We start from the raw sequence: 10,667 nt of genomic DNA, 5'->3' as shown, positions 1-10,667 counted from the left end.
CTGTTCGCCACCCGCCCCGACACCGGCCACCTATACCAGTACAACGGCACACCCGACCACTGGACCGAGATCGGCACCCCCGGCGCCGCCTTCGCCGTCAGCGACGAACACCTCTACGGCCTGTCCCCCGACCGCTCGACGGTCTTCGAACGGACCAGCGGAGACAACTGGCACTACCGGGGCGGCCCGTCCGAGGCCCTGCAGGCGGTGAGGGACGAGGACACCCTGCGGGAGTTGCGCGGTGACGACTATGTTCGGCAATACCGTCAGGCCAGCATCCTGGCCGACACGAAGCTCATGGAATGGCTCGCGCAGAACGGGGCGGGAATCCTCCTCGAACTCCTCGGCGTCAAGGACATCGAAAAGTGCCTCAGCGCACCCGGAAAGGAAAAAATAAAGCCGTGCCTGCTGGCGGCCGCCAACTTCAGCACCGTCATCACTGCCGTTCGCAAGGCGGACAAGGTGCAAGACGCCATCAAGACGGTGGCCGTAGGTCTTCCCAAGTTTCGCAGCGAGGTCGTCGCCGCCCGCAACGTCGTGGTCCAGGCGCGTGAAATCTTGGACAGGAACGCGAAGGACCTGGCTGACGATTTCACGGTGAACAAGCCCGACCGGGCTGACTGCCGGCGAAACGGCGCAGGCTGGCTCGACCTCGGTACGCGCGACGCCGCACACGGATACCGCGCCACGGCCATGAACGCCTGCCTCGACACGGCCTACCTGACGACCCACGCGAAGCGGGGAACCCCGACGACGGCAGCGGTCAGGCCTCCGGGCTACAACTGGGCAACGGCCACTGCCGGCTACCTTCGCATCAAAAACATTCCCCAACGCATCAACAATTGCCACCTGCTCGGCAAGCAGCTCACCGGCAGTGGCGAAGATCTGGACAATCTGGTCACCTGCAGCCGAGCCGCCAATGCTCAGGTCAAGGGCGACGAAGGATTCGCCAACGACATGAAGGCCCTGGAAGACAAGGTCAAGGCAGCCGTGGACGCCGGGCAGGTCGTGCGCTACCAGGTGACCCCCGTCTATTCGGGCCCCCGTACCGTCCCCGTGAAGCTGGAGATCTCCGCAGTCGGCATGTACCCGGACGGCCGCCCAGGCGGCGTTCTCATCAAGCGGGCCCTCGAGAACAAGCTCTTTCAACCGCAGACCCAGAAATGGCACAACCTCGGTCTGTGGGTCATGAACGGCAAAGCAGTCCCCACCGGCAACACGCCCTGAACTCAACCGGCCCCACCTTCCGCTTCCTGCTCATCGAGGACCTCCTGCGCGCGATGAACTCCAGCCTCAGCGGCGGGTCGATACGCAGGAGGCGGGAGGTGAGCGCGGCGAAGCCCACCTGCTGCTCCACATACAGTGTCCCATCGCTATGAGTCACGACGACAACTAGCGCAGTATGAGGGATAGCCAACTCCCTTGGAGCTAAGAGGATTTGGGGAATGGATGGCCCTGACTGCTCTTGTCTTTCTGGCTGTTCCACGGCTGCTGCTTGCCCTGGTCCCCATGCGGAACCCATCCGCGCGACGCCTTTGGACTCGACATCGTCCGGTGCGCGCGATCCTGACCAGCGCGTTCGCGGCCTGCTACGGAGTGCAGCACGCGGAGGTTTTCGCATCGGGTGCTGAGCGGCCCTCGGGGGTCATGACAAGCAACGCCGCCGAGGTCTACAGGAACAACGACGCGATCGCTCCTCGATGGATGCCCGTCGTCTTCGCGGCGATGGCCGTGGGACCTGGGGCTGTCGCCGCCCTGCTGCGGCTGGCGCTGTCCACGCTTGATCGGACGCCCCACTATCCGCCACCGCCGAGCTACCCGCGGCCCCGTGACCGCATGACCCAGCAAGGTTTCCCCGCCACATGGGAGACAGGCAAGCAGGGCGGCCTGAGACGCCGCTCCAGTCCGCATCATCGGCACCACGGCGTTCTGCGGCCGGATAAGGAATCCGGCCACCTGGAGCGGGAAGGCGTCGGAATCCACCCTCAAGCGTCCTACTAAAGGGCCGAAGCGGCGAGACAAGGTCGCGAGACGATGGAGGAAATGAATGATGTTTTCATTAAACAAGCCGGGCGTGCCGTGGCGAACGGGGCTGCGCTCCGCCGCCGTGGTATCGCTGTTAGCCATGGGTGTCGCCGCCTGCGGCGTAGGAGGATCAGCGGACAAGCCTCAAGCCGGACAGGCGCCGCAGTCCACCCAGGCGACTTCGACGCCGGACGGAAAGAAAGCGCTGGACGCGCCAGTCGCCAAGGGCCTCGGCTCACTAACCAGCGGCAACCTCACCCTGCTGGCCTTCTACGATCCGTCGACGGGTAAGCAAACCTTCGGCACGTGGCTGCCGCAGTACTCCGAGAAGAACCCGTGGAAGCGCTACAGCTTCTCGCCGGACTGGAAGCGGCACGCCTGGGTCAAGGACGGCGACCTGTTCGTGGGCAGCTTCACCGGCTCTATGATCACCTCTGCGTACGACGAGACCCCGGGCGTGAAGATCGGCGGCAAGCCCACCTTCAACGGCGGTAAGCGCGCCTACCGCCAGCCCCGCTTCAGTGCTGACGGCAAGAGGATCTTCGCCCTGGCCAATGACGAGAAGGTGTACTCGGCCGATCCCTCGTCGCCCGACCAGCTCACCGAGGAAGCGACCCTGGAGCAGGGAAGTTTCTTCGGCGGCAGAAGCGAACTCCTGTGGGACCTCACAGCCGACGGCAAGGTCGTCAAGCGGCCCGCCCCTGTGCACCCTGAGCGAGGCGGGCAGGCGACCAGCCCAGACGGAACCAAGGCGCTGATCTACAACGGCAGCGGCTGGTTCCTCAAGACGAACGGCGCAACCGGCGAACCGCAGCTCGCTTTCGAAACACTCACCGACGACACAGACAAGCCTGTGGGAAGCGGCCCGAACCCTGGCATGGACGTGGACATCATCGGCTGGTACTGAGCCGGCCACACACTACGGAAGGCCTCGCATCACGGGTCGATGATGCCCGCGCCCCTGCCGGAGCAGACACTGCCGCTCCGGCAGGGACGCGAGGCCAACGAGCGCCCGTCAAGTACCAGCAACCGCCGCACTGCCACCGGCAGTGCACCGCACGGTCGGTGCGCAGCGTCCGCAGCAGGGTGCTCTGGGGTCCCAGCATCACGGTGCGCTCAGCGGCCAGCCTCTCGCCCGTGGTGCGGGCGGGGCTGCTGGGGATGATGCGCCCGCTGGTCATCGCGCACCGGGTGCGGTGCGGGGGCTCCTCCTGGTGGGCGTACAGCTGTCTGAGCGCGCGGCCTCGATCGACCATCTCGGTGACGGAGTCCGTGAGGTGCCGCATCTGCTCGGCGGTGCAGCACCGGACCATCACTGTCTCTCCCACCGCGGTTCCGAACCCGAGAGACCGTACTTGGGTCTGGCCGCTGTGCGACAGGCCGTCGCCGCGTGGAGGCCAGCTCGCCGGGCACGTGGTGGCCCGTCGCAAGACCGTCTGGACAGCCCCGCCGCCGGGATCGAGAAGGCTGGCGGCACCGCGACGGTGGTGGAAGCCGACATCACCGACCGCATCCAAGCCGAGGCTGCAGTGGAGCAGACTGTCGAGCGCTTCGGCCGGCTGGACACTCTGGTGAACAATGCCGGCCTGATGCTGCTGGGTCCCGTCGTCGGCGCGGACGCCGAGGAGTGGGAGCGCATGATCGCCGTTGATGTCCAGGGCCTGCTCTACACCACCCGCGTCGCCCTCCCGCACCTGCTCAAGGCCGCGGAGGACGGGCCGCGCCGGGTCGCCGACATCAGCTCTGTCGCTGGCCGCGTCGCGATGAACGGTCTCGGCGTCTACAACCTCACCAAGTTCGGGGTGAACGGCTTCACCGAGTCCCTGAGCCAGGAAGTCACCCAGCGGCACGTCCGCGTCGGCGTCCTGGAGCCGGGTGGTGTGTACACCGAACTGGCCCTGCACAACAGGCCCGTGATCCAGGACGAGATGATCACTCCTCTCCTCGGGGTGGTCGAGTTCCTCGCCCCCGAGGACATCGCCAACGGCGTCGCGTACATGGTCACGCGGCCCCGCCACGCCTCCATCGGCGAGCTGTTGGCTTTGTCGCCGAGATCCGGCTCTGGTCCACTTCTTGTGGTGCGACCACGCAGGGTGATCAGCGAATGATTCGGAGTGGTTTGGACCTGAGTCAGAACGGCGGGTCTTCGCTGTAGCCGCCTTCCCATGAAGCACGTGCAGCTCTGAGGAGGGCGTAGTGCTCACGGGCTGCAATGTCGGACGCGTCCTCCAGGCCGCTGGTGTCGTGACCCCAAGCCTTCAGCGCGTCCAGGACGCGGTCTCGGTGACGCCGGTCAGTGCTGGTGGCCAGTAGACGTCGGGCATGGCTGGCCAAAGCGGCCTGGTGCTGGGTGAGGAGGGGGTGCTCGATGAGGGGGATGGCAGCGACAAGGGCGGTGTGGCGCACATCGGCGTTGGCGTGACCGAAAAGGGCACGAATAGCGGAGAAGATCGCCGGGCGTGCGTCCCGGAACGCACGCATCTCCTCGTACTCATCAAGAAATCTCTCACCGTAGAGACGTTCGCCAATGGCCACGCACTCGTCGTCTGCGTCGTAGGCGGTGTCGCCGAGCCACTCGAGCAGCCGCACGAGAGTTGGACGGTTCGGCGACGTCTTGGCGTCCTGACTGTCGTCGCCTGCCGTGACGGCCGGATGGTTGAGGATCGCCGCGACGTAGAGCGCCACGGGCACCGTGGCCTCGTAGATGCTGTTCTGGTGAGTCACGGGTCCCAGCGCATCCTGGAGAGCGGACTCCCTGATGAGTGCGTCAGGGCTGGTCAGGAGTGCCAGCGCCGCCGGCAGGGATTCACCCGTGCCGCAGGCGGTGGCGAGCGAAGCCCAGTTTGTGCCGTCCAGCAGCGCCTGAAAGGGAGGGAGCGCGGCTGGGTGAGGCTGCTCGGTCTGGCGACGGTTGTGGGTCACAGGCCGAGGCTATGCCGTCGACGAACCAGAGATATGCCCGGGTGTCACGTGTAGAGCAGAACGCGCTTGCGGAGGAGTTCGAAGCCGGCGCGGCCGAACATCTGGCGCTTCAGCATCTTGATCCGGTTGACATGGCCTTCGACGACTCCGGAGTTCCACGGCTGCGAGAGCCCGGCGGTGACGGCGTCGAGGTCGCGCTCCAGGTGCCGGGCGAATCGCTGGAGACTGGGCAGGCCGGCGGTGGCCGCGGCCTCGATCCATGCCGGCAGTTGATGGCCTTGCAGCTGGGTCAGCATGTGTGCGAAGGAACGGACGTGCCCGGCGAGTGCGTCCAGTTCGGGACAGTTGGCCAGCACTGCCTTGAGCTGGAGCCGGTCACCCTCGGCCAGGGCGTCGGGGTGGGTGAGGATCCAGCGGGTGACGGCGCGGGCGGATGGCGGCCGGGGGCCGACCGGCTGGGGCTTGCCGCGTAGATTCCGGCTGACGTAGGCCCGAACGTTGCCATAGCCGTCCGGGTAACCCTGCTTCTTGATCTCCTCCCACAGTTTCCAGGCGTTGGTGCAGCCCTCCTGCCATCGCTGGTCGAGGTAGGGCTTGAAGGCATCGAGCTTGGTGGGGCGACTTTGCCACTGGCCGGTGAACAACTGCTCCGGCTCGGTGGCGCGGGAGAAGCGGAGAACGGTGTTGAGGCCCATGCCGAGCTGCCGAGCGATGGACCGCTTGCTGTGGCCGGCGGCCAGCAGCGCGTGGACGGTTGCATGCTTGGCGCGAGTGCGTTCGGCGAACCGGTGGCCGGTCGGCCAGGGCGACACCCCGGTCCCTTCCGGCGCCAGCTGCGGCTCCTCCAGTGGTGACAGTGCGGGCCGCAGGCAAGCTCGGTGCCGGTAGACACACTTCTCCGCAGCTTCGCCGAGGTTGTGCCAGAGGTGCCATCTGTCGGCGACCTGGAGAGCTTGCGGGGCGCCGCGGGTGGCGCCTTCGGCATAGAAGAGGGCACGGTCCCGGCAGATGATCTCGATCCCGGGCCGCTCGGACAGCCAGGCCGCGAGGGTGTCCGCCGCCCGGTCCGGCAGGAGGTCCACGGGGCGGCGCGTCTCGACATCGACGAGCACGGTTCCGTAGATCCGGCCTTTGCGCTGAGCGTATTCGTCGACTCCGACCACGCGGGGCGTGGCGGTGGGCGGATCCGGCAGCGAGGTGATCAGCCTCAGCAGGGTATTCCGGCTCACGGGCACCCCGAAAGCATCTGCCATCCGGGCGCCGGCCCGTCCCGCCAGCGCGAGGCCAACAGAGACCAGCGTCGATCGCAGCCGCTCCGTTCGCCGACCGAACCGGCGTGTTAGCCCGGGCACCTGCTCGGCGAACGTCCTGCGCCGGCAGGAGCCCTCCGCGCATACGAACCGGCGCACCCGTAACGACACCACGACAAACCTGCCAGCCGTGGGCAGATCACGGGGAAACCGCAGGTAGGAGCCGTGCATTCGACTCGACCAACACCCGCAGCCCGGACAGGCCGCCCGCCGGGCCGTGGACCGGGCTTGCACTCTCACGACAGCGTCAGCCACGTCGACCGACTCCACTGACATGTTCTCCACCGACCAGAACAGCAGCTCTTCCAGCTGCGGCCGCACGTTGTTCACGGCGCAGAACTTTCGACGCCATAACCCTCCAGCGGGTCGATTTTCGGGCGACCTCAAACGCCGTTGAACGACGGCCAACCGTCACGCTGCGTACGCAACCACAAGAAGTGGACCAGAGCCCGCTCTCACCTACGCAGCCAAGCCGTGGATCAGGCCCACCGAACAAGCCTGATGCCCTCCGGCCCGCCCGATCCTCCCCGGTCGACCGCTCGGCCGGCCGCCGGAACGGGCACGACGCATCATCACCGCACACACCGGATGGACCACGGCACCTGAAAGGCACCCGCCCCGGCCCGACGTCCGCTCGCCCCGGCGGCCTCACCTTCTCAGACCCGGACCGCCATATCTGAGCGCTACCACCACGGGTTGCGCCACGTCCAGGACCATGCTCCACCACCCAGCCCCACCGCCCGGTGTGCCAGCGCCTCCACCTGGACAGTGGTCGTAGCCGGCCCGGCTCCCGCCTCGGATACCGTGTTCCTCTACGGGGTGCCATAACGGATGTGACGCCCCCCACCGGAGGTAGTCAGCGTATGAGTTCAAAGCGCAGTAAGAATCCAGCCCTGCCCGTACTTGACGACGCATTCCGACTCGCGTCGGTCAGGGACGCCGAAGAGTCCACCCGTGACTTGGCCGCGCGGCTGGCCACCACCGAGCTGCGCCGCGTTTCCCACCCGGGCCGGATCACCTGGGAGCCCACCGATCAGGCCGAGCCCGTACCGGTCCCGCCGACCGTGGTCGACGGTGACGGGGACCTGTGGCTGCGGGACCGGGGCACTGGCACCTGGACCATGCCCGAGTTCAACCCGAAGGAGTTCCCGGCCCGCTGTGGCGAGGTTCTGACGTGGAACCAGCTTGCCCTCGAGTTCGGCCCGCTTACCGCACTGGCCGACGACCGCCGCATCGGCGGCGGCCGGCGCTGACCGCGCAGCCTTCTGGGGTGACCGCGCCCCTGAAGCGCCCGTTACAGGTAGCTGAGAGCTCCAGCCACCCGCCAAGCTCGACGATGGCGGCGAGCAGGTGAGCGTGATGGTGGCGTGCGACGGCCTCGAGCAGCGTGGTGCGGGCCTGGCGCCACCCGATGTCAAGCTCAGCCGATGACTCTGCGGGTTGCCGGCAATGGCCGCACGGAGTCCTCCGTGCGGCCATTGCCGTATCCGGGGTCAGGCGGGGGTGATGTTCTCCGCCTGGGGGCCCTTCTGGCCCTGGGTGACGTCGAACGTCACGGCCTGGCCCTCCTGCAGCTCACGGAAGCCCGAGGAGTTGATCGCGGAGTAGTGGGCGAAGACGTCGGGGCCGCCGCCGTCCTGGGCGATGAAGCCGAAGCCCTTCTCCGCGTTGAACCACTTCACAGTTCCCGTAGCCATGTCTCATGCCTTCCAGCCGATGAACGCCTCCCACGACATGCGGAAGGCGGAGGTGATCGCCCTGGTTCCTGCGGCACAGCACAGCAAAACGCCCACGCCGAGGCGTGGGCAAAGGGAACTTCCGAACCACGACAGCTGACGCAGACGGTACACGTCCGCACATGCTGTCACCACAGCAAAGCTGTACACGTCGCGGCTTGGCCAGTTGCGCGCATATCCGCTGAAGGCCGGCAGGCGCTCAGGCCGCGGCCGTCGGATTCGCTGATTCGGCGGCGCGGCGGTATCCGACGTTGAGGCGCTGGGCTTCTTCGAGCTGGTCCTCGAGGATGACGATGCGGCAGGCGGCCTCGATGGGGGTGCCCTGGTCGACGAGTTCCCGGGCGCGGGCGGCGATGCGCAGCTGGTAGCGGGAGTAGCGGCGGTGTCCGCCGGCGGAGCGGAGCGGGGTGATGAGGCGGTGTTCGCCGATGGCGCGGAGGAAGCCTTGGGTGGTGCCGAGCATTTCGGCGGCCCGGCCCATGGTGTAGGCGGGGTAGTCGTCGTCATCGAGACGGCCGTACGTGTCGTCTGCTGTCATTGCACCTCTCTGTGGAACGCGTGGAGGGGCCCGGGTGCCGTACTGGCACCCGGGCCCCGAAGGAACTGCTACACCATCTGCCGGCCCTGATGCTGCGCCGGCCTTCTGTTTCCGCCTACCCGACCTGGATGCTGTCGGGGGTGCGGGGATCGCGGATGCGTGACCGGAGACCACCTCACTATCGATGTCCTGCGGTACCCGGGCTCCGTACTGCTCGCCCGGGCGATCCTGATGGCGCTCGGCTCCTCCGTTCTTCCCTCTGGATCAATCACTCACCAAACGGGAACTGCGAACTGCTGGTACTGCCTCTACTGCGAACCGCTTTGTACTGCTGGTGGCCTCTCACAGCGCCACTTCGGCAGCCAGCCCCGTCGCCCATCCTGCATCTGCTCTGGCTTAGAACCCCACTGCCGAACCTCCCGGTGCGCGCGCCCGCAGCCGACGCCTTCACCGAGGTACCACTCACTGATCTCACTGCTGGGTACTGCCAACTGCACCTACGGGTACTGCAACTGCGGTACTACTCACGGCGGCCCCTGATCACTGCGGGCCACCCGGTCCGGTCACCAGTCCCGTCGCCGTCCTGCAACAACCCTGGCTTCGAAACTCCGTCACCGCACCGTCCTGCGAACTGCAACTGCGTGTACTGCGGCACCACTGCCCGGCAGTTCGTCTCTGCCAGGCCCTGCAGTCCTTCTTGGCTACGGGAGAAACCATAACCACACCACCACCCAATGTCTACTCCGGCCGACACAGATTTCCGCGTGTTCGCCGATCAGGTAATCGGCCTCGAACAACGACCCGGACAGGCGCCGGGGGCGTCACTGGATTACCCGCCACAGCCCAGGGCACAAGCACCACGCGGGCTCCAGCGGGCATTGACGATCCAGAGACCAGGGTGAACCTCATGGACACGACGAGCGTCAACCTCGCAACCGCTCGCTCCGCTGCCTCCGTCGCCGGCGCCCGCGAGAGCACCCGGGACTTCCTCGACCGTCTCGTACGCCCGCTCGCAGCTGAGACCGCCGACACGGTGGTCCTGGTCGTCTCGGAACTCGTCACCAACGCCCTGCGCCATGCAGGCGGCACCTTCGCCCTGGCCCTGACCGCGCACCCGGACAGCATCGAGGTGGCCGTCCATGACACCAGCCCGCAGACGCCGCGGATGCGCACCCCCGATCTGAACGGCGGCACCGGGGGTTTCGGCTGGCCCATGGTCAACCGCCTCGCCCGTGCCACGTCGGTCACCCGCTGGCCGTCCGGCGGCAAGACCGTACGCGCCGTCCTGCCCCGGTAAGACCCGCCCAGCTTTCCCCCGCATGGCGGCATTGCCGCACTGAGCCGGCGTCGTTGAAACGGGCGCATCCCTCGCGAGGCCGTTCCCGAGCCGACCCCGCCCCGGTCCTATCCCCCGAAGCCAGGACCAGCTGCCCTCACACACCACCCGCGCAACCCACCGAACGAACTAGCGACAGCACGACGGCCGGGCCGGAGATGTTCGTGGCCTCGTCCATAGACCCGGCGGTGCAGCAACTCCTCAACCCTGTCCACCTGGGCAAGCCCCCAGCTGCCACCGACAGCGGGGGCTTGCCCAGAGCCGCCTTGGGCTTGCCCACGCTGTCGGTAGCAGGCTTTGCCCAGCTCTCAGGAGGCTTGCCCAGGGCGGAAGCGGGAGCGCCAGCCGCGGGCCTTCTCGGCGGTCGCGGCGGCTTCCTGCTCCAGGCGGTCGCGCTCGGCCTGGTCCGCGGCCGCGACCCTCTTGTCCTCGCACGGCTCGCACAGCGTCGGGTGCCACCGGTTGCCCGGCGTCGGCGAGAGGCGGGTGTTCTCCCATCGGTCGTTGTCGAACTCCGTCCCGCAGCTGGCGCAGGCAGGGCGGGCGGCCTCGTGCTCGGCCCTCTTCTGCTCGGCCGCGCGGCGCAGCTGCTCCTGGTACTCCTCCTGCTGTGCTCGCGCCCGCTCCGCTCGGAGGGTGAGGACGGCATCGCGGCGGGGGTTGCCGATCGCGTCGTGGAGCGGCTGCATGTGGGTGCGGCCGAAGCGGAGGAAGACCGGGCCGCCCGGGCCGTGGGCGCGCAGGTTGCGCAGGCCGGTCGCGATGATCGGGATCTTCCGGTCGTAGCTGCTGAACCCGTC

Annotated in this window: 10 protein-coding genes and 1 pseudogene; 6 read left to right on the top strand and 5 right to left on the bottom strand. The window is 67.5% G+C overall.

Going from position 1 to position 10,667, the window contains the following annotated elements:
- The 4 genes from AB4039_RS39655 to AB4039_RS39640 form a co-directional block, all read left to right on the top strand.
- A partial coding sequence (locus AB4039_RS39655) for a DNA/RNA non-specific endonuclease (protein ID WP_442273054.1) occupies positions 1-1,227 on the top strand: 1,227 nt, incomplete at its 5' end.
- Between the two features lie 222 nt (positions 1,228-1,449).
- Positions 1,450-2,001 carry a hypothetical protein gene (locus AB4039_RS39650; protein ID WP_266846356.1) on the top strand — a complete coding sequence of 184 codons (552 nt, stop codon included), beginning with the start codon at positions 1,450-1,452 and terminating at the stop codon, positions 1,999-2,001.
- 46 nt (positions 2,002-2,047) lie between these two features.
- Complete coding sequence (locus tag AB4039_RS39645; RefSeq protein ID WP_266846357.1) at positions 2,048-2,932, top strand: hypothetical protein; 885 nt, start codon at positions 2,048-2,050, stop codon at positions 2,930-2,932.
- 307 nt (positions 2,933-3,239) lie between these two features.
- Positions 3,240-4,133, top strand: a complete 894-nt coding sequence (locus tag AB4039_RS39640) for an SDR family NAD(P)-dependent oxidoreductase (RefSeq protein WP_442273053.1) — start codon at positions 3,240-3,242, stop codon at positions 4,131-4,133.
- 22 nt (positions 4,134-4,155) lie between these two features.
- On the opposite strand, the gene AB4039_RS39635 is transcribed toward AB4039_RS39640, so the two are convergent.
- Together AB4039_RS39635 and AB4039_RS39630 are read right to left on the bottom strand one after the other, a co-directional pair.
- On the bottom strand, positions 4,156-4,947 hold the full coding sequence (locus tag AB4039_RS39635; RefSeq protein ID WP_266845672.1) for a hypothetical protein: 792 nt from the start codon (positions 4,945-4,947) through the stop codon (positions 4,156-4,158).
- Between the two features lie 44 nt (positions 4,948-4,991).
- Positions 4,992-6,587 carry an ISL3 family transposase gene (locus tag AB4039_RS39630; RefSeq protein ID WP_442273052.1) on the bottom strand — a complete coding sequence of 532 codons (1,596 nt, stop codon included), beginning with the start codon at positions 6,585-6,587 and terminating at the stop codon, positions 4,992-4,994.
- A gap of 629 nt (positions 6,588-7,216) precedes the next feature.
- Between AB4039_RS39630 and AB4039_RS39625 the strand changes: the two genes are divergently transcribed.
- A complete protein-coding gene (locus AB4039_RS39625; RefSeq protein WP_442273051.1) occupies positions 7,217-7,510 on the top strand; it encodes a hypothetical protein in 294 nt (97 codons plus the stop codon).
- Positions 7,511-7,750: 240 nt separating this feature from the next.
- Here the strand turns inward: AB4039_RS39625 and AB4039_RS39620 are convergent, their stop codons facing one another.
- Both AB4039_RS39620 and AB4039_RS39615 read right to left on the bottom strand, forming a co-directional pair.
- Complete coding sequence (locus AB4039_RS39620; protein ID WP_030242128.1) at positions 7,751-7,954, bottom strand: cold-shock protein; 204 nt, start codon at positions 7,952-7,954, stop codon at positions 7,751-7,753.
- Between the two features lie 238 nt (positions 7,955-8,192).
- Entirely contained in the window at positions 8,193-8,531 is a 339-nt protein-coding gene (locus tag AB4039_RS39615; protein ID WP_266845665.1) for a MerR family transcriptional regulator, read from the bottom strand.
- A 907-nt stretch (positions 8,532-9,438) separates the two neighbouring features.
- On the opposite strand from AB4039_RS39615, the gene AB4039_RS39610 reads away from it, so the two are divergent.
- On the top strand, positions 9,439-9,828 hold the full coding sequence (locus AB4039_RS39610) for an ATP-binding protein (RefSeq protein ID WP_266845664.1): 390 nt from the start codon (positions 9,439-9,441) through the stop codon (positions 9,826-9,828).
- Positions 9,829-10,175: 347 nt separating this feature from the next.
- Here AB4039_RS39610 and AB4039_RS39605 read toward each other — a convergent pair.
- A pseudogene (locus AB4039_RS39605) lies at positions 10,176-10,667 on the bottom strand (hypothetical protein); the annotation flags it as partial.

Origin of the sequence: Streptomyces sp. M-16 (genome assembly GCF_052114405.1) — a bacterium.
Classification (GTDB): Bacteria; Actinomycetota; Actinomycetes; order Streptomycetales; family Streptomycetaceae; genus Streptomyces.
This window is presented reverse-complemented; position numbering and strand designations above follow the sequence as displayed.

What these genes read in the sequence shown, in the direction of transcription:
- AB4039_RS39650 (WP_266846356.1), top strand. Translation starts at nt 1,450, where the DNA reads ATGGCCCTGACTGCTCTTGTCTTTCTGGCTGTTCCACGGCTGCTGCTT.
- AB4039_RS39645 (WP_266846357.1), top strand. Translation starts at nt 2,048, where the DNA reads ATGATGTTTTCATTAAACAAGCCGGGCGTGCCGTGGCGAACGGGGCTG.
- AB4039_RS39620 (WP_030242128.1), bottom strand. Translation starts at nt 7,954, where the DNA reads ATGGCTACGGGAACTGTGAAGTGGTTCAACGCGGAGAAGGGCTTCGGC.
- AB4039_RS39615 (WP_266845665.1), bottom strand. Translation starts at nt 8,531, where the DNA reads ATGACAGCAGACGACACGTACGGCCGTCTCGATGACGACGACTACCCC.
- AB4039_RS39610 (WP_266845664.1), top strand. Translation starts at nt 9,439, where the DNA reads ATGGACACGACGAGCGTCAACCTCGCAACCGCTCGCTCCGCTGCCTCC.